This window comes from Frankia torreyi, from assembly GCF_000948395.1.
GTDB lineage: Bacteria > Actinomycetota > Actinomycetes > Frankiales > Frankiaceae > Frankia > Frankia torreyi.
The window spans coordinates 25,744-44,068 of the sequence record NZ_JYFN01000032.1; the positions used below are offsets into that span (position 1 = coordinate 25,744).

At 67.0% G+C, this 18,325-nt stretch carries 16 protein-coding genes; 2 read left to right on the forward strand and 14 right to left on the reverse strand.

Translation table 11 applies throughout. The features are described 5' to 3' along the window. Positions 1-3: 3 nt before the first annotated feature. Complete coding sequence (locus FF36_RS19195) at positions 4-483, reverse strand: nuclear transport factor 2 family protein (RefSeq protein ID WP_044886501.1); 480 nt, start codon at positions 481-483, stop codon at positions 4-6. After that, positions 480-1,631, reverse strand: a complete 1,152-nt coding sequence (locus tag FF36_RS19200) for an NADH:flavin oxidoreductase/NADH oxidase (protein WP_242422629.1) — start codon at positions 1,629-1,631, stop codon at positions 480-482. Before FF36_RS19200 ends, FF36_RS19195 begins: the two co-directional genes overlap by 4 nt. Positions 1,632-1,800: 169 nt before the next feature. Here FF36_RS19200 and FF36_RS19205 point away from each other — a divergent pair, with 169 nt between their 5' ends. Further along, positions 1,801-2,424, forward strand: a complete 624-nt coding sequence (locus FF36_RS19205) for a hotdog domain-containing protein (RefSeq protein WP_052681225.1) — start codon at positions 1,801-1,803, stop codon at positions 2,422-2,424. A 6-nt stretch (positions 2,425-2,430) separates the two neighbouring features. On the opposite strand, the gene FF36_RS19210 is transcribed toward FF36_RS19205, so the two are convergent. From FF36_RS19210 to FF36_RS19255, 10 genes are all read right to left on the reverse strand, one after another. Then, on the reverse strand, positions 2,431-3,603 hold the full coding sequence (locus FF36_RS19210) for an acyl-CoA dehydrogenase family protein (protein WP_044886502.1): 1,173 nt from the start codon (positions 3,601-3,603) through the stop codon (positions 2,431-2,433). A 14-nt stretch (positions 3,604-3,617) separates the two neighbouring features. Continuing rightward, positions 3,618-4,799 (reverse strand): acyl-CoA dehydrogenase family protein, encoded by a 1,182-nt coding sequence (locus FF36_RS19215; RefSeq protein ID WP_044886503.1) that lies wholly within the window; start codon positions 4,797-4,799, stop codon positions 3,618-3,620. A gap of 82 nt (positions 4,800-4,881) precedes the next feature. Then, a complete protein-coding gene (locus FF36_RS19220) occupies positions 4,882-5,661 on the reverse strand; it encodes an aspartate/glutamate racemase family protein (protein ID WP_044886504.1) in 780 nt (259 codons plus the stop codon). Positions 5,662-5,734: 73 nt separating this feature from the next. After that, positions 5,735-6,514: an SDR family NAD(P)-dependent oxidoreductase gene (locus tag FF36_RS19225; RefSeq protein WP_044886505.1), complete on the reverse strand. Its 780-nt coding sequence runs from the start codon at positions 6,512-6,514 to the stop codon at positions 5,735-5,737. Between the two features lie 35 nt (positions 6,515-6,549). After that, complete coding sequence (locus FF36_RS19230; RefSeq protein ID WP_044886506.1) at positions 6,550-7,326, reverse strand: enoyl-CoA hydratase/isomerase family protein; 777 nt, start codon at positions 7,324-7,326, stop codon at positions 6,550-6,552. A gap of 125 nt (positions 7,327-7,451) precedes the next feature. Next, entirely contained in the window at positions 7,452-8,207 is a 756-nt protein-coding gene (locus FF36_RS19235) for an SDR family oxidoreductase (RefSeq protein WP_044886540.1), read from the reverse strand. An 11-nt stretch (positions 8,208-8,218) separates the two neighbouring features. Next, positions 8,219-8,605: a Zn-ribbon domain-containing OB-fold protein gene (locus tag FF36_RS19240; protein ID WP_236706182.1), complete on the reverse strand. Its 387-nt coding sequence runs from the start codon at positions 8,603-8,605 to the stop codon at positions 8,219-8,221. A gap of 17 nt (positions 8,606-8,622) precedes the next feature. Continuing rightward, entirely contained in the window at positions 8,623-9,774 is a 1,152-nt protein-coding gene (locus FF36_RS19245; RefSeq protein WP_044886508.1) for a thiolase family protein, read from the reverse strand. A 7-nt stretch (positions 9,775-9,781) separates the two neighbouring features. Continuing rightward, the gene (locus FF36_RS19250; protein ID WP_044886509.1) at positions 9,782-10,717 is read right to left on the reverse strand and encodes a TIGR03620 family F420-dependent LLM class oxidoreductase; all 936 of its coding nucleotides are present in this window, start codon (positions 10,715-10,717) and stop codon (positions 9,782-9,784) included. Positions 10,718-10,722: 5 nt separating this feature from the next. Then, entirely contained in the window at positions 10,723-12,432 is a 1,710-nt protein-coding gene (locus FF36_RS19255) for an AMP-binding protein (RefSeq protein ID WP_044886510.1), read from the reverse strand. A gap of 667 nt (positions 12,433-13,099) precedes the next feature. Between FF36_RS19255 and FF36_RS19260 the strand changes: the two genes are divergently transcribed. Beyond that, entirely contained in the window at positions 13,100-15,433 is a 2,334-nt protein-coding gene (locus FF36_RS19260; protein WP_052681226.1) for an ATP-binding protein, read from the forward strand. A 144-nt stretch (positions 15,434-15,577) separates the two neighbouring features. On the opposite strand, the gene FF36_RS19265 is transcribed toward FF36_RS19260, so the two are convergent. Beyond that, positions 15,578-16,786 carry a Zn-dependent alcohol dehydrogenase gene (locus FF36_RS19265; protein WP_242422631.1) on the reverse strand — a complete coding sequence of 403 codons (1,209 nt, stop codon included), beginning with the start codon at positions 16,784-16,786 and terminating at the stop codon, positions 15,578-15,580. Continuing rightward, positions 16,737-18,296 (reverse strand): aldehyde dehydrogenase family protein, encoded by a 1,560-nt coding sequence (locus FF36_RS19270; RefSeq protein ID WP_044886512.1) that lies wholly within the window; start codon positions 18,294-18,296, stop codon positions 16,737-16,739. Before FF36_RS19270 ends, FF36_RS19265 begins: the two co-directional genes overlap by 50 nt. Positions 18,297-18,325 lie beyond the last annotated feature (29 nt).

The following is an 18,325-nucleotide window of genomic DNA, read 5'->3' on the forward strand; positions in this document are numbered from 1 at the left end:
GACCTATTCCGCCCGAATCCGGGCGGGCCTGAGCAGGGCGAGATTCATCGGCTCGGAGACGAACCAACGCCTGACGATGCGCGTGCGGATCCGCCACTCGCCGTCGAGACGCAGGTACAGATCGTCGTACGAGGCCGCGACCAGGCTCGGAAGGCCGTCGTGCCCCACGCAGATGGCGAAGGAATCACTGGAGCCCTCGGCGCGCTCCCCGTCCAGTAGTCGGACGATGTGGTTTGTCGCCCAGTGGTGGGTACTCTGGTAGCTCTGCTGGACGAACGTGATCGCCTGGGGCAGCTCCGCGAGACCGCGGAACCGGCCTGTCCTGGTTCCGATGATGTACTCGCCGTCGGGATGCCAGATGGACAGGAACGTCGTCTGGTCCCCCCGGTCGATGCCGACGCAGTACTTCGCGCCGAGCTCGATGATCTGAGCCCTGCTCAGCAGCTCCTCGACACCGACGGTCACGTCCCGGTCCGCGCTCATGCTCGCCGTTCCCGCTGGGTGGCCATCCTGTCCAGTTGCCGCCTTCGTTTCGCGATCCACGACCGGCTCTGCACGGGCAGGAGGGCGAAACGGTCCCGGTCGCTGTACTGGCCCAGGTCCTCCCGCGCGCGGATCGGCCACGCGGGATCCACCAGCGCCTCGCGGCCGATCGCGACGAGGTCGGCCGCGCCGGCCCGAATGACCTTGTCGGCCTGCCCGGCGTCGACGATGTGGCCCACGGCCATCGTGCGGATCTCGGCGCGGCGACGGACCTCGGCCGCCCAGTCGACCTGGTAGCCCGGACCAATGCTGTGGACATAGACGCCGCCGATGCCGCCGGACGAACAGTCGATCACGTCGACGCCGACGGCCTTCAGCCGACCCGCGAACTCGATGGTCTGCTCTAGGTCGATGCCGTCGTGACCGTTGTCGACGACGGACAGTCGGACGAACAGTGGCCGGTCCTCTGGCCACTGCCTCCGGACCGCCTCGGCGACCAGCAGCGGGAATCGCATGCGGGCGTCGCGGTCGCCGCCGAACTCGTCGTCGCGCGTGTTGCTGATCGGGGACAGGAAGCTGTGCAACAGGTATCCGTGCGCCATGTGCAGCTCCAGGACGTCCGCCCCCGCCTCGGCCGCCCGGCACGCCGCCGTGCGCCAGTCCCGCAGCTGCTCCGCCAGCTCCGTGGTGGTCAGAGCCCTGGGGCGTTGCCAGCCCGGCGCGTAGGGCTGATCGGTGACCGAAAAGATCTCCCACCGTCCGTCCGCGGGCCGATCGGCCTCGGTCACCCACGGCGGCAACGTGGCGGCCTTGGAGCCGGCGTGGCCGAGTTGAATGCCGAATCGTGCCCCCTGACCATGCGCGAAGTCGGCGATGCGCCGTAGCGCGTCGCCCTGGTCATCTCGCCACAGGCCGACGTCGCCGTAGGTGAGCCGACCCTCGGGAGAGATCGACGTCGCCTCCGTCATGACCAGCCCGAAACCACCCATCGCGAATCGTCCGAGATGCACCAGGTGATAGTCGCTCGCGAGGCCGTCGACGGCCGAGTACTGACACATGGGGGATACCGCGATGCGATTACGGAAAGTTACTTCCCCCACCGTCAGTTCCTCGAAGAGCCCACGAGATTGCTGCTGGGTGTTCACCACGATACCGTCCTTGCCGGTGTGCTCGCCGTGATATCGGCCGTGATATGGGCCGGGCGTTTGTCAATCAACGTGGGTCATGCGTGTGGATGCGGCTCTTCTCGCGAGCGATGACAACTGTCGGGCGTACGTTTGATACGATTCTCTTCTCTCGCGAAGGAAGGACTTCGACGTGATCCCTGACGCCCCGAGCGAATTCGGCCGGCAAAGCTATACGGGCCTCGCCGCGGAGATCATCCGTCTGCTCGACGCTCTCTCGATGGCGCAGCCGGATCCGGTCGTTCTCGACGACGGCCGCCGGGTCGTGCGCGATCTGGCCACCCGGGTCGAGGCTCTGCCCATCATCCCCGAGGATCCCCGGGTTCCCGCGCACTCGCCCGAGAACCCGCGATTCCAGCCGGCCGAGCGGGGCCTGGTGCCGCCGGTTTCCATCGATCTGGAGGATGGCAAGCAGCTCGTCGGTCGCGTGCGCTTCAGCCCTCATTTCGCGGGGACAGCCGCCGTACATGGGGGCTCCCTTGGACTGCTCTTCGACGACCTCCTGGGTAGGCTCGCCAACTCGGGACTGGTCGGGAGAGTCGCCCGCACGGCCTATCTTCACATCGACTACCGCCGGCTGGTCCCGGTGGCGACCGAGCTTTCCTGTCGAGCCTGGATCGCGGCGGTCGACGGTCGGAAGCGGACCGTCCGGGGCGTGCTCTCCTACGCCGGGGAGGTCGTCACGGAGGCCGAAGGACTGTGGATCGAGCCGCGGCCGGACAATACTGGCGATCATCGGTTTCATGATTCCGCCTGACTCGCGCTAGCGTGGCCGTGACCATTTGTGAATGTTGTTCCGCTGAATTGCGGAGGATCCGCCGATGATTGGCATCAACAATACGTCGCGCACATATCTCTCCATGTCGAAGTCCTTGACGTAGCCATAGGCACCCAGGACCGTCTGCGCGTCGAGCACGATCTGCTTGCACGTCTCCGTCACGAACAGCTTGGCCATCGAGGTCTCGACGCCGCAGCGGACGCCGCGGTTCGCCAGCTCCGCGGCATCGTCGAGCACGAGGCGGGATGCATACAGCTTGACTCGCATGTCCGCGAGTGAGTGCGCTATGGACTGGTGCCTGACGATCGGGACGCCGAACTGCCGGCGTTCCTGAGCATAGGCATGCGCATCCGCGCAGGCGGCCGCGCCGAGGCCCAGGGCCATGGCGGCCACCTCGAGTTTCTCGATGTCGAGGCCGGCGCCGGTGATGAGCGACCAGCCACGGTTCCAGGCTTCCTCACCCCCCATCAGGTTGGCGAGGGGCACCCGGACGTCGTCGAAGACGACGTCGGTCGTCCCGCTGCCCTTGAGCCCCATCGCGTCGATCGTCGTGATCGTCACGCCCTCGGCCCGGCTGGGCACGAGGACCGTGCTGAGGTTGTGGTAGCGCGGAGCGTCGGGATCGGAGGTGGCCAGCGTGTAGATGTAGTCACTGATCTCAGCCCCGGTGCAGAACCGTTTGGACCCGTTGACGATCAGCTCGTTCCCGTCCCGACGTACGGTGGTCCGCACATCCGCCAGGTCCGCGCCCACGTCCGGTTCGGTCCAGCCGTAGGCGAACAGCAGGCGACCCTGGGCGATCTCGGGAAGCCAGCGCTTCTTCTGCTCCTCGCTGGCGCACTCCACCACGGTCATTCCCGCGTAACAGCTCGCCATGATGTACGGGATCGCGACCGCCGAGCTGCGTCGGGAGAGCTCTTCGATCACCATGAGTGTGGCGTGTATGTCGCGACCCAGGCCGCCGTACTCCTCGGGGATGGCCAGCCCGGCCACTCCGATCCCCACGAGCTGGTCGAAGACGTCGCGAGGGAACTCGTTCGCCTTGTCCCACTCGGCGGCGGCGCTGCGCGGCATCTGCTCGTCGATGAAACGGCGCAGAACCGCACGGAGCTCGAGCGCCTCGTCGGACAGGTACCGGTTGGTGGTTTCCAGCGACATGGTTCCCGACAACGTCATCCCCTGCCCCTGCCCGCGGCCTTGTAGGTCTCCCGCGCGATGATCAGCTTTTGGATCTCGCTGGTTCCGGCACCGATCTCGTGGTGCTTCGCGTCGCGGTAGAGCCGTGCCGCGGGGTATTCCTCCATCAGGCCATAGCCCCCCAGGATCTGGACGACCTCGCGCGAGGCCTCGACCGCCACCTCCGAGCTGTAGAGCTTGAGGACCGCCGCTGCCCGCGTCACTTCCTCGCCGCGTTCGATGGCACGGATGAGGTGATAGAACATCACCCGCGACATCTCCACACCGGTCGCCATCCGAGCGATCTTGTCCTGCGTCAGCTGGAAGGTCGACAGCGGCTGACCGAAGACCTCTCGCTCGCTGGAGTACTCGACAGCGAGGTCAAGACAGGCCTGGGTGATACCCGTGTTGGACGCCCCCTCGAAGACCCTTTCCAGGTCCAGCCCCTCGAGCATGTAGTAGAAACCGTTGTCGACCTCCCCGAGGACCTGGTCCGCCGAGACCCTGACGGAGTCGAAGAACACCTCCGCGGTCGGTGAGCTCCGCAGGGACAGCTTGTCGAAAGGCTTGCCGACGGTGAGGCCCGGCGTATCCCGATCGACGAGAAAGCAGGTACCGCCGCGGGCGCGCCGATCCTCGCCGCTGGTCCTGGCGAAGACCATGAACATCGTCGCGATGGGTGCGTTCGTGATGAAGGTCTTCGAGCCGTCGATGACCCACTCGTCGCCCACCCTGCGTGCGGTCGTCCGAGGGCTCAGGGCGTTGGAGCCGCCATGGGACTCGGTCAGGCAGATCGACATGGACGCCTCGCCGGCGATCAGCGGGGCAAGGTACTTCTTCTTCTGCTCCTCCGTGCCACGCTTGATGAGGTGACGGGCGACCAGACTGAGATTCACGAACAGAGTCGCGTCGAGGCCGGCGTCGACGCGAGCGGTCTCCTCGGCCACGATCGCGCGAGTCATGAGGCTGCCCCCGCCGCCGCCGTACTCCTCCGGGGCGAAGCAGCCGAGGATTCCCTGCTCACCCATGAGCCTGAGCAGCTCCTGCGGTGGCTGACCGGCACGCTCCATCTCCGCGACGATGGGACGCACGTGGCTGTTCATGAACTGCTGCACGACCTGTTGGAACTCGCGCTCCTCCTCGGTGAGGATGGACAGCGCCACGGAGCTGGTGGACATCGGGGATCCCTTCGACGATGGTGACCGCGGGTTGACGACCGGACGGGCTCAGAAATCGGCTGCACCCGGAACCCTGACGGGCTCAGAGCCCGAACAGTCCTCGAACCCGGTCGGTGTCCGCGTCGGCAAGACGCTGGGTGTAGCCGGTACGACTGGTGGGCGGCAGGCCGCCCTTGACGGTGAGGTCGACGCGCATCTCGAGGGTCTTGAGCCCCACGCTCAAGGTCTCGAACACCGGGATGTCACCCTTGAGCCTGGTCAGTCCCGCGGCGGCGGTCATGGTGCTGAGCCCGGCGCTGCCGATCACGATCGCGCCGGCGCCGCGGTCGACAAGCCTGCGCGCCTGGCGCTCGACGTCGGCGACGACGAAGTCGGGATTCGCGAAGCCCTCGGTGAAGGCCCGCGCAGACGGGGTCTCGATGCGCTCGACTCCTACGCAGCGATCGAGAAGCCCGTTCTTGGCGATCAGACTGTGGCACGTCTCGGCCCAGGCGAGGTCCTCGACCGTCACGACACCGAAGCGGTAGGCATAGGAGCTGGCGAGATGCAGCGTGGCCTCCCAGGGTCCGACGACCGGGATGTCGACCAGGGTCCGGGCCTCGGTGATACCGGGATCACCGCTGCACGCGACCATCGCGCCGTGCGCCCCTTGCCGACTCGCGTCCAGGATGTTGTGGATCACGTCCACCGAGTTCAGCAGGTACGGGTATCCGAACACCGTGTCCGACGCGCGCTTCAACTTCGCCCAGCGGTGCCTGATCTCCGTGTCGTCCCGCTTCACCTTGTCGAACACCGCCGTGACCATCTCCGTGTAGGGCTCGGATCCACGCTGGGCGTTGATGTGCACGACAGCCAGTTCCACTGCGTCTCCTATTGAATCGAGCGTACGATTGATATTAGGACACCGTAGATCCACCGTCAACGAATCTGTCGGCTTACCTGAGTGCGCCGACGGACAGCCCGCCGCACACGGTCAGCGTCTGGCCAGTCACATAACTGGCGTCACGTGAGGCCAGGAACGCGATGCAGGCGGCGATCTCCTCCGGTCTGCCCGGCCGCCCGGCCGGGATCTGAGCTATCTGGCTGCGTTGGAACTCGCCCGGCGTGCTCAGGAACATGCCGGTGGCGACCACGCCCGGCTCGACGCAGTTGACCGTGACTCCGTGCTTCGCGAGCTCGATCGCGGCCGACCGGGTCAGTGCCTCGATACCTCCCTTGGCAGCGCCGTAGCTGATCCCGGCGACCACGCCCCTGGCGGCGACGGAGCTGGTGTTGACGATCCGTCCGTAGCCGCGCTCCTTCATCGCGGGCGCGAAGGCGCGCACCGTGTGCAGCGTCGCCACCAGATGCGTGCCGAGAACCAGCTCGAAGTCCGCATCGGTGATCTTCGCCAGCACCGCGTTGCGGACCGCGCCCGCGAGGTTGACCAGGACACGCGGTGCCCCGAACCGCTCGGCCACGCCGGCGGCCAGCAGGTCGACGGCGGCGGAGGAGGTCACGTCGCAGACATGGCTCGATGCGCTGAACCCGTCCGCCACCAGTCCGGCCGCCACCCGCTGCGCGGGATCCGCGGCGATGTCCACGACGCACACGTGCGTGCCTGCCTGCGCGAGCCGGTGCGACGTGGCGGCGCCCAGGCCGCCCCCGCCCCCGATGACGACCGCTACCTCGCGTTGCTCCTCCACGGCTGTCCTCTCGCCGTCGCCGGTCACCATCGCCGGTCCGCACCATCGCCGGTCCGCAACGTCACTCACCGTCGCCGGTAGTGCGGCGCGCGACCCTCCAGGAAGGCCGTGATGCCCTCACGGTGGTCCTCGGTGTCGAACAGGGCGGCGAAGATCTCCACCTCGCGCCGATGCCCTTCGTCGAGCGAGTGCCGCAGTCGGTAGTTGGCCGAGCGCTTCGCGGCCTCCACGGCGAGCGGTCCAGCCCGGTTGATCCGCTCGGCGATGGCCAGGGCGGCCTCCAACGAGCCCCCCGGGGGGCAGACCTGATCGACGAGACCGATCGCGTGCGCCTCCCCGGCCGGCAGCCGGTCGCCGGTGAACAGCAGCCGTTTGGCGGTGCCGACCGGAAGCGCGGAGAACAGCATCTGCGTCCCACCGGCCCCCGGAATCAGACCGAGCTGCACCTCGGTGACGCCGATCCTCGCCTGTTCCTCGGCGATCGCGATGTCGCAGGAGAGCAGCAGCTCAAGACCACCGCCGAGCGCATGTCCGTTGATGGCCGCGATGACCGGAACCCGAAGGTCGAACAGCGCCTGCTGCATCCTCTGGACCCGCAGCGCCATGGCGGCGGCGCCCTCGCGGTCGATCTCGGTGAAGTACCGGATGTCACCACCGGCGACGAAGCATCGGCCGGTGCCGATCAGGATCATGCTTCGCAGGTCGAGGTCCTTCTCGATCGCCCGAGCCGCGTGTTCGATCTCAACCGCCACATCAGGATGCAGGGCGTTCACCGGCGGGTTGTCGATGGACACGACACCCGTCGCACCGATGTGTCTGACAGTCACGAAGTCGTAGGACATACCGCGGCAGATCCCCTTCCTTGTTCTCGACCGGTCCTTGTTCTCGCTGTGGCGTCGGTTCTCGCTGTGGCGCCGCCGCACGCGGCATGGCGATCAGACGGCATGGCGATCAGACGGCATGGCGGTCAGACGATCCGGCGGGTGACGGCCAGGGGCGCGTGGCGCAGGCCCCAGGCGAACGCGGTCCACGGCCACCGCGGCACATACACGTTGCTGCCTCCGCGCTCGATGGCATCGACCAACGCACGGTGGCCCACCTCGGCGTCGACCATGAGCGGATGGCGACGGCCGGTGTGGGCGTGCATGTCCGAGTCGATGTAGCCCGGCCGGATGGTGGTCACGGAGATGGGCATCCCCTTCGCCTCGACATCGCTACGGATGCCCTCGGCCAGATGCGCCAGGGCGACTTTGGACGCGGCGTACACGTTCATCGGGCCGGGCATACCGCGGGCCGCGACGACCGAGGAGACGACCACGAGGTGGCCGTGTCCCTGCGCGTAGAACACGCGCATGGCCGCTTCGCACTGCGCGATTCCACCGACGAAGTTCGTCAGGGCGGTGTCCCGGTTTCCGTCGAAACGGCCCGCCCCGATCCGTGCTCCCTTGCCCAGCCCGGCGTTCACGACAACCCGGTCCAGGCGTCCGGTCGCCGCGACCGCCTGCTCGAACGCCTCGAAGACGCGGTCGTGGTCCGTGACGTCCATCCGCAGCGGGACCACCCGGCGACCGGGATGGCGGACCTCGATCTCGGCCTGAAGCGCCTCGAGCCGCTCCAGGCGGCGGGCGGTGACCACCAGATCCGCGCCGCGTGAGGCGAAGACCCGCGCCATACCCTCGCCTATGCCCGCACTCGCGCCGGTGATCATTACTGTCTCGTTCATCACCGGCCCCGTCATACCTTTCGGAACACGGGCAGTACGCGATCACCACGGCGGGCGAAGTCGAGCTGGACCTCAAGGCCGATCTCGACCTTGTCAGGATCGACGTCGACGATGTTCGTCATCATCGTCGGCCCCTCGGCGAGCCTGACGAGAGCAACCGTGTACGGCGTCAGATCGGCGAAGGCGCCGCTGCCACGGTGGACGACGCTGAAGGTCTCGACGACGGCCAGACCGGACGGTCGCCTCCACGTGAGCTTTCGGGACCAGCAATGTGAACAGAGATGACGCGGGTAGTACTGCCACTTCGCGCACCCGTCGCAGTGCTGTAACCAGAAGACGCCGTGACCGCACTCGCGCCAGAAGAACGCGGCCGGGTCCTCCAGCGGATCGACGTCCACTTCCGCGGGGGTCGTTGTCATCGGGCACTTCCCAGGACCAGGAAACCGTTGTTGGCCAACCAGCTGCCTTGACCGTGCACGAGGCCGAGCTCGGCGCCCTCGACCTGCCTGGCGCCCGCCTCTCCGCGTAGCTGGACGACCGCCTCGACGACGGAGTCCAGGGCCGCGCCCATGCCGGGATGGCGAAATGCCAGCGTGCCGCCGTGCGTGTTCACGGGCAGTCGCCCGCCAAGGTCGACGGCACCGCTCTCGACGAACGCCCCGCCCTCACCCTTCTCGCAGAAACCGATCTCCTCGAGGAGGATCAGGGGGACGATGGTGGCCGGATCGTAGAGCTCGACGAAGTCGAGGTCGTCGAGCGTGATACCGGCCTGGGCGACGGCCAGGTCCGCGGCGACGCGGATGTGGGCGAACCGCGCCAGGCTCGGCGCCTGCGTCAGGCTCATGAAACCGCAGGACTCGCCGTAGCCCCTGACGGCGACGGCGCGGTTGCCCGTGGGCCTGTTGGTGACGACGAAGCCCTGTGCCCCGCCGGTCGAGATCAGGGCGACCATCGACCGGGTCAGCGGGCTGCTGATGACGACATCGTCCAGAACCGCCTGGATGGTCAGCTCGCCGGCGACCTCCGTATCGGGATTCAGCAGGCCATGCCGGCGGATGGTGACCGCGAGCGAGGCCAGTTGTTCCATGGTGGTGCCGTAGTCGTGGAGGTGCCGTGCGGCCATCAGGGCGAACGCGGTAGGGATGAGGGGACCGAACGGCCGCTCATAGGTCTGATCGAAACTTTTCATGTAGAGCTCGATCGCTCCCTCGAGCCCGAGGGTCGTCGCGAAGTTGTCGGCTGACAGCACCAGCACGTTGCTGGCCAGGCCGGCGTTCACGGCCGATCGAGCCATGCCGATCACGTCTGTCGCGGGACGACCGCCGTAGGGCGCCATCGCGACGTAGGCCGGTCCGATGCCGAGGTACTCGGCAAGCTCGGCGGGGTTGCACGCGAACGGCTGCGGGATGGACGAGGACAGGACCAGCCCGTCGATGGCGTGCGGATCCAGTCCCGCGTCGGTCACGGCGTCCGCGGCGGCGTCCGCCAGGAGCTTCAGGTAGGGCGGAGCAGGCTTTCCGCGGCCCACGATCCGCTGGGAGACGCCGGAGATGTAGACGGGGTTCATCGTTGGCTCAGCCGACACGACCTGGCCTTTCGTCTATGTGCAACCAGTCGCTCAGGACAGTGGTCAAAGATCGCCATCCCTCGAGCGGCGGGTGATCGCGGTCCGCGGCGAGCACATTGAGCGCCACATGGTCGGCGCCGCGGGCCAGATGCGCCCGGACACGCTCGTAGATCGCGTCCGCACGCCACACGAACAGCTCGTCGATCAGCCGGTCACCGCCGCGACCCGAGAAGTCGTCGGCGGTGAACCCCAGCCGCTCGAAGTGCCGCACGTAGTTGGGCAGTCTCAGGTAGAAATCAAGGTAGCGGCGGCCGATCTCGCGCGCCTCGGCGTCGTTGTCGGCCCAGATCACCACCTGCGTCACCCCCAGGAAGGCGTCCGGGCCCACGTCGCGGCGGGCCGCCTCGGTGTGCGCGAGCGTCGCGTTGTAGGTGAGTGCACCGCCGGTGCAGCGGCCGGCCAGCTGGAGCATCTTCGGACCGAGCGCACCGATGAGGGTGAGCGCGGAATCTGGCGTCCGCTGACGAACGGATGCGTCGCGCATCTGCTGCAGGTACTCGGTCATCGCCGCGAGCGGGGCGCGGAACTCGTGCCCCCGCCTGTCGGCGAAGGACGCATGGCTGACGCCCAGGCCCAATGCGTAGCGGTCACCGTGGACCTCCCAGAGCACTCGCCGCCCGCTCACCAGTGCCTGGGCGTCGCGGGCATACATGCTCGCGACGCCCGTGCCGATACGGAGTCGGGTGGTGGCGGCGAGATACTGGGCGGCTGTGGTCAGGGCCTCGCGTCCCGCGTCACCCGGCGTCCACAAGGTACCGAACCCCAGGCCCTCCACCTCGCGGGCCAGCTCGACGGCCCGGGGTATGGGCAGCGGATCCAGCGTGGCGGTCCAGATCCCGACGGGACCGGCGTCGAAGCCGTGACCGCGGCTGCGTGTCCTCACCCTGACTACTCGGATCCGACGGTGCCGGACTTGGCAAGAGACTCGCGCAGCACGAACTTCTGCACCTTTCCGGAGGGGGTACGCGGCAGGGACTTCACAACGGCCACCTTCTGCGGCCAGAACGGCTTCGCCATGCCGCCCTTGTCGAGGTAGGTCACCACTTCCGCCAGCGTGGGCTCCCTGCCGTCGGCCACGATGACCGCACAGACCCGTTCACCAAGCCGCTCGTCGGGATAGGAGACCACCGCGACGTCCTGGATGTTCGGATGCGTGTAAAGGGCGTTCTCGATCTCGACGGCGGAGATGTTCTGACCGCCGCGAATAATGATGTCCTTGCTACGCCCCTCGATACGGATGGCGCCGTCGTCGGTCACCCGACCAAGATCTCCCGTGTCGTACCAGCCGTCCGCGGTGAAGGCATCGGCGGTCAGGTCGTTGCGGCCGAAGTATCCCGCGAAGAGGCCCGGGCCACGGACCTGTAAGTTCCCGATCACGCCCGGTGGAACGGGCTTCTGGCCAGCGTCGACCACGCGGATCGTCTGCCACGGAACCGGGAACCCGTCGCTGGAGTTGAGGGTTTCGACGCTGGCGCCGAGCTGGTGGATGCTGGCGATCCCCGTCTCCGAACAACCCCACAGCGGAACGAGGCTGGTCGAGAACTCCTCATGCATGGCGACGGCCACGCCGGGAGGAATCGAGGCGCCGCCGCAGGCGAAGGCGCGCATCGTGTCGCTCGGGGCCTGCGCGCGGTTCTTCCGGGCCTCGATCATGTCGAGCGCGAAGGCCGTGGCGGACAGCGTCCAGGTGATGCCCTCGGTCCCCATCATGTCGAGCAGTCCGTCGACGTCCCACCGATCCTGGTAGACCACCTTCTGGCCCATGGACAGCGGAACCAGCATGCCATGAATGAACCCGGTCAGGTGGCCCAGCGTCGACGCCATGAACGCCACGTCGTCCGCGGTGAGGGACAGCGCGTCGGCGATGACGTTCCGGTATCCCGACCACGCGGTGTTGTAGGTGTGCAGTGCGCCCTTCGGCGTACCCGTGGTGCCGGAGGTGTACACCAGCATCGCGATGTCATCGGCACCGGGACGCAGCGGTTCGAGCGTCTCCGCGAGGCCGGGGGCGAGCTCTCGCCTGACGTCGACCAACGAGCGCATGAAGTTCGTCTCGGGATCGATCGTGTCGTCCGCGTCGAAGAAGTAGAGCTGCTGGAGGGTGTCGATCTCGGACTGGAGCCGCTGCGCCGCCGCCGCGAAGTCATAGCCGCGGAACCGCTGCGGCGCGAGATACACTTTGCTCCCGGAATCTTCCAGCATGAACCGCAGTTCACGCTCGCGGTAGATAATCGGAATCGGGTTCGGTACGGCACCTATGCGCATGGTCGCCAGGGCGATGGCCGGACCTTCCCAACCATTGGCAGCCTGGATCGAGACCACGTCTGCGGGCTTGACGCCGATGGCGAGCAGTCCACCGGCGAGCCGATCGACAAGAGCGCCGAGCTGACCATAGGTCACCGTCTCGGGTAAGGGGACCCCGCTGCGGTACGAGACGATGGCCGCCTTCTGCGATAACCGCCGGACGTTGTCCAGGAAGTCGTCCAGGAACGTGCGGTCACGCCACTGTCCGCTGTCGCGGAATCGCTCCACGTCGGCCGGATCGAACGCGCGGATCCAGGACGCCAGCCGTGTCCCCTGATGCTTGCGTACATTCATCCCGCTGACTCCTTGTTCGCACGTCACGGCCCCACGGCGCGTTCTTCGTCGTTGCGAGGGTCGTGCTGTTCGTGGACATGACGCATAAGCCGGCTGGTGCGTGTGGCCGGCCTCGTCGGTGGGGGAGTATCGGCCCCGGGTGAGGCTGTGCTTCCACCGCCACTGCCACCGCCACCGCTACCGCCGCCGCGATCGCGGGCTCCCCGGTCCCGGGTGGCCTGGGTCAAGATTCGAGCAAGCGACCGGTTCTTGTCAATCGTTCGACCGCTTGATTCTTTGGGTTGTGGTGCGACCCGCCTGACCGGCGCCTGTCGTGGGGCGGGCGCCGCCGTCGCGGGCTGCTCGGCCCGCGGGGCCGAGCGGGCTGTCGGGGCTGGACAGGCTCCGAATGTCGCGGGCACCATGCCTTGACGGCGTGGTTGACGTGACGTACGCTACAAATCGAGCGTACGATTGATTATCGATGAGGTGACTGTCGACCATGGATCCCTGAGTCTGCGGCGTGTCCGGCGGATCTCGGTGGCCGGGTCTGCCATCGGGGCCGCGACCATGGGTTCGCCGAGCACGACCCGGCCCGGGCCGGTTCACGTCGCGTACGTTCCGTGCACAGCTGATCGCACTCGGGGAGAGCCCTCTTGCGCGAACCTCACGCGAACCATCTCCTGAGATGAAGCTCAACACCCTGCCTCCGGACCTGACGAACTTCGTCGGCCGCCGCCGCGAAGTCATGCACGTCAAGGACGCCATACGGACGTCGCGCCTGGTCACTCTGACGGGCCCAGGGGGAGTCGGCAAGACCCGGCTGGGAACCGAGGCCGCTCGTCGGCTCGCCGGCGAGTTCAGCGGGGGAGTCGCCTTCGTCGAGTTGGCCGAGGTGACCAATCCGGATCACATCGCACTGGCCATTGCGGAGACGATGCGACTACGCATCGAATCGGGTATCTCGCCGCTCGATGCGCTCTGCGGGTATCTCAGTACCCATCGGCTGCTCCTCCTGCTGGACAACTGCGAGCATCTGGCGCCCGCCTGCGGGCGGCTGGTCCGCCTCATCATGCGTCGTGCGCCGCATGTGGGCGTCCTGGCGACCAGTCGCGAACCACTGGGCATCCTTGGCGAACTCACCTGGAACGTGCCACCGCTCAAGCTGCCGCGGGATTCGGCCGAGACGCTTCCGGAGGGCGACGCGGTCGACCTCTTCCTGGCCAGAGCAAGATCGGCCATGTCCGACTTCACTCCCGGCGCCGACGAACTCCACTCGATAGGCCGGCTCTGTCGCCATCTGGATGGAATGCCGTTGGCCATCGAACTGGCTGCCGTCCGTATCAGGTCCTTCTCGGTCGATCAGATCCTTTCGCAGAAGATGGCACTGTTCGACGTGCTGAAGGTCGGAAACCGAGCCGGCCCGGCGCGGCACCAGACGCTGTGGGCCGCGATCCACTGGAGCTACGAGCTCTCCTCGCCGGACGAGCGCGCGTTGTGGGAACGACTCGCGGTCTTCTCGGGCTCCTTCGATCTTCAGGCCGTTGAGCAGGTCTGTGCGGGCGACGGCATCACCGCCAGCGACGTGGTCAGCTTGCTGGGCGACCTGGTCGAGAAGTCGGTGGTGACCCGGACCGAGGGCCGGGCCGGCGGGCGACGGTACCGGCTGTTGGAGAGCATCCGCATGTTCGGCCTGGAGCTGTGCGGATCGGTGGAGGTGTGGCGTCGCCGGCATCGCGACTACTACCTTCAACTCGCGGAACAAAGCGAGCGGAGCTCTCTCTGGGACCGTCAGTTGGAGACGGTGCAGAGGCTGGAAGGCTCGCTGGGCAACATCCGCGCGGCCCTCGAGTACTCGTTCACTCATCCCGCCGAACGGCTCCTCGGTCTGCGGATGACCGCGGCCCTGTGGTTCTACTGGAATGCCTGTGGGCATTTACAGGACGGGTGTCACTGGCTGCGTCGAGCCCTCGTGGAGAATCCCGATCCGTCCGCTGACCGGGCGAAGGCGCTGTGGGTGCTGGGGTGGTTTGAGATGCTGCGGGGCAACAACGCTGCGGCCAGGGAGAACCTCGACGAGTGTCGATCGGTTGCCGACGAGATCGAAGATGAGACCGCCAGCATCTGCGCCATCCAGTTTCGCGGAACCGTCGAGCAGATCGACGGCGACTTCGCGCACGCGCTCGATCTGCTCGAAGCCGCCAGGAAGGGTCACGAGAGGTCGGGGCAGCCCAGCGCGCTCAGTATCCTGTGCGGAGCGCAGCTTGCGTTCGTGCACTGCCTCACCGGCGAGGTTGACAAGGCACTGCAGGCCTGTGATCTGGCGCTGGCTCAGGGGGCGCTGCACGCCGAGCGGTGGGCCACCTCATGGGTGCTGTGGGCACGTGGCCTGACCGAGCATCTCCGCGGCGACCTGGCGAGTTCCACGAGTCTGTTACGGGACTCGATCGACCTGAAGCGATCGCTCGGCGACTGGCTCGGCGTCACCATGTGCGTGGAGATCCTGGCCTGGAACGCCGTCGATACCGGTTGGTCCGCTCGGGCCGCTCGATTACTCGGCATCGGACGCATGCTGCACGGCTCGATGGGCGGGATGACCCCGTTGTTCGGCGCTTCGGCGCTGGTGGAGAAACGCGACGTCTGCGAGGCACGGGCCCGACTCGAGCTCGGCGACGAGATCTTCGACGCCGAGTACGCTGCCGGGCACCACCTGGAACTCCCCGCCGCGCTCCACTTCGCGCTGGAGGAACCCTCCGGTGAGCCCGAGCCCACGGAGCCCGAGCCCACGCGGCCCGCGCCGACGGCGGACCGGGAGGAGGTTCTCACCGCCCGGGAACTCCAGATCAGCCGGCTGATCGCCGCGGGGCTACGCAACAGCGATATCGCGGAATCCCTTACCATCTCCCGGCGCACGGTCGAGGGCCATGTCAACCGGATCCTGGCGAAGCTGAACTTCCGTTCACGCGCACAGGTGGCGGCGTGGATGACCCGTCGCCAGTTCGACCTCCAAAGAACCCGATAACTGGTCGACGACGCGGCCGCTCGGTCCACCGCGCTCGGCTTGCTTTCTCACTCATCCCTCGTCGCGCCGAGGTCGCGCCCTTCCCGGACGGCCCGGGTGCTGGGCCGTCCGGGCGTCGACGCGGGCGTCGCTACCTCCTGGTTCTCAGTGCTCGTGAGCGATCACACCACGGATGTTCTTGTGTGCCATGAGATCGTCATAGCCCTGGTTCACCTGGTCGAGGGTGTACACGTTGGTGATCAGTTCGTCCAGCTTCACATGACCGGTGCGGTACAGGGACAGGATCTTGGGAATGTCGTACATCGGATTGCAGCCGCCGTACAGGGAGCCCTGGATCCGCTTGCCCCACAGGGCCAGCTGCACTCCGGACAGGCTGATCGTGTCGGTCTCGTACTGACCCATCGACGTCACCACGATCGTGCCGCCCTTGGACGTGGCCGCGGCCGCGTCGGAGACCACCTGGGCCGTCAGCTCATCAACCGTGATGATGGTGCTGTCGGCCCCGACCCCTCTGGTGAGCTCGATGACCAGGTCCTGGGCTTCCGCTGCGGAACCGGCGGTGTGGGTGGCACCGAACTTCTTCGCGGCCTCCAGTTTGGCTGGTTCCGGGTCGACGGCGATCAGGTGCTGAGCTCCGGCGTAGGCAGCGCCCTGGACCGCATTCACGCCGATGCCGCCGATGCCGTAGATGACGACGGTGTCCCCGGGGCGAACGCCGGCGGAGTTCACGGCGGACCCCCATCCCGTCGGGACGCCACAGCCGACCAGGGCAGCCTTGTCCAACGGCAGATCGTCGTCGATCCTGACGACGGAGTTCTCGTGCACGGTGGCGTACTGGCTGAACGTGCCCAGGGTCATCATCGAACCGTAGTCACCGTTCTTTCCCTGGAACGGGAACCGGCCCCCGGGCAGAAAACCGTCGAGCCCGTTCGCACCCATGTCGCACAGCCGGGAGTTGCCGGTAACGCACCAGCGGCAACGACCACAGACGGGGAAGAACGAGGCCACGAAATGGTCCCCCGGCGCTAATCGGGAGACTTTCGACCCGACCTCGAGGATCTCGCCGGCCGCCTCGTGCCCAAAGACCATCGGCGGCCTGAACGGTAGGTGGCCCTTCACCATGTGCAGGTCGGAGTGGCACAGGCCCGAGTAGTCGTATCGTACCAGAACCTCGTTCGCGTCGGGCTTGACGACCTCAAGCTCTTCGATCTCGAAGGGCTTTCCGGCCTCGTAGAGAACCGCGGCTATCGTCTTCATCTGCTCTCCCTCGATTCGCTGAATGTGGTCTCGGCTGCTCGCGGCATCAGTCCTCCCAGCTGGGCGCCGGTGTCGAAAGCACGAGTCCGAAGGCATGGTTGGAAATGTTGGGCTCGAGGCTGATCTGGACGGACTTCACCTCGGTGTACTCATCGAGGGCGTGAGCGCCGAGCTCCCGCCCGAGACCGCTCTGCTTGTAGCCGCCGAACGGGTACTCCTCGTGGACCATGTGCCAGTCGTTGATCCACACCGAGCCGGCCTCCAGCCGGCGCGCGACCTCCAGCGCCTTGTTCGGGTCGGCACTCCAGACGCCGGCGGACAGGCCGTACTCGGTGTCGTTCGCCAGGGAGATCGCTTCGTCCACACTGTCGTACTTCAGGACGCACAGCACCGGCCCGAAGATCTCTTCGCGCGCGACCTTCATCTCGTTGGTGACACCTGTCAGGACTGTCGGTTCCACCCAGTAGCCCCGGTCGAAGCCAGCCGGCACTCCTCCGCCATGGGCGATGGTCGCGCCCTCCTGCTTCGCGGACTCGATGTAACCCAGCACCCGGTCGCGCTGCCGAGCGCTGATCAGAGGCCCGATGTTGGTGGCGGGGTCCAGCGGATCGCCTATCCTGATGGTCCTGAGGCGATCGATCAGCCGGTCCACGAACTGGTCGTGAACCGCGGCAGGCAGCAGCAGGCGGGTTCCTGCCTCGCACGCCTGGCCGGCATGCATGAGGAACGCCCAGATCGAGCCGTCGACCGCCAGTCGCATATCGGCGTCTTCCAGCACGATGTTCGGGCCCTTGCCGCCGAGTTCGAGGGTGACCCGCTTCAGGTTGCTGGTGCTCGCGGCCTGGGAGACGAGCTTGCCGACCTCGGTGGAGCCGGTGAACGCGATCTTCCGGACGTCCGGGTGTTTCGCCAGATGCGCGCCGACTTCCTCGCCGTTCCCGGTGACGACGTTGAAGACCCCGTCGGGAAGACCGGCTGCCCGCAGTTCGCGCGCAAACTCCAGGGCTCCGATCGGCGTCTTCTCGTCGGTCTTCAGGACCACCGAGTTGCCGGCGGCGAGTGCTGGTACGACCTTCCAGACGGCCAGCGAGAGGGGAAAGTTCCAGGGCACGATCGCGACGCAGACGCCAAGAGGTTCACGGCGGATCAGTCCACCCATGAGAATCGGGCCGACGAGTGGTCCCGGGGTTTCGAACTCGTATCCACGCAGCAGCCTGGCGAAATAGCCCAGGTTGGAGATCGGCTGACCCGCGTTGAAGCCCATGGACAGCAGGTACGGGGATCCGCCCTCGCGGGTACCCAGCACGGCGAGTTCTTCGGCACGGGCCGTCAGGGCGGAGGCGACCGCATCGAAGATCTCGGCTCTCCGCGCCGGCGACACCCCGCGCCACACACCCTCGTCAAAGGTGCGCTTGGCCGCGGCCACCGCCGCGTCCGCGTGTTCGATCCCGCCCTTCGCGGCGGTCGCGACGATCTCCTCGGTGGCCGGGTTGATGATCTCATAGTGTTCTTCTGTGTCGACCCACCGACCGTCGATGAACATCCGGTAGTGCGGAACCGAGGTAGTGGCGGAAAGGACTGCGGGAAGCTCCTGGACAACTGTCATGACAGATACCTCTGCTTGATGGTCGGCGG

Coding starts and splice junctions, on each gene's coding strand:
- FF36_RS19195 (WP_044886501.1), bottom strand. CDS start 483: ATGAGCGCGGACCGGGACGTGACCGTCGGTGTCGAGGAGCTGCTGAGC.
- FF36_RS19210 (WP_044886502.1), bottom strand. CDS start 3,603: ATGTCGCTGGAAACCACCAACCGGTACCTGTCCGACGAGGCGCTCGAG.
- FF36_RS19215 (WP_044886503.1), bottom strand. CDS start 4,799: ATGTCCACCAGCTCCGTGGCGCTGTCCATCCTCACCGAGGAGGAGCGC.
- FF36_RS19225 (WP_044886505.1), bottom strand. CDS start 6,514: ATGGTGACCGGCGACGGCGAGAGGACAGCCGTGGAGGAGCAACGCGAG.
- FF36_RS19230 (WP_044886506.1), bottom strand. CDS start 7,326: ATGTCCTACGACTTCGTGACTGTCAGACACATCGGTGCGACGGGTGTC.
- FF36_RS19235 (WP_044886540.1), bottom strand. CDS start 8,207: ATGAACGAGACAGTAATGATCACCGGCGCGAGTGCGGGCATAGGCGAG.
- FF36_RS19245 (WP_044886508.1), bottom strand. CDS start 9,774: ATGAACCCCGTCTACATCTCCGGCGTCTCCCAGCGGATCGTGGGCCGC.
- FF36_RS19255 (WP_044886510.1), bottom strand. CDS start 12,432: ATGAATGTACGCAAGCATCAGGGGACACGGCTGGCGTCCTGGATCCGC.
- FF36_RS19260 (WP_052681226.1), top strand. CDS start 13,100: ATGAAGCTCAACACCCTGCCTCCGGACCTGACGAACTTCGTCGGCCGC.
- FF36_RS19265 (WP_242422631.1), bottom strand. CDS start 16,786: ATGCCTTCGGACTCGTGCTTTCGACACCGGCGCCCAGCTGGGAGGACT.
- FF36_RS19270 (WP_044886512.1), bottom strand. CDS start 18,296: ATGACAGTTGTCCAGGAGCTTCCCGCAGTCCTTTCCGCCACTACCTCG.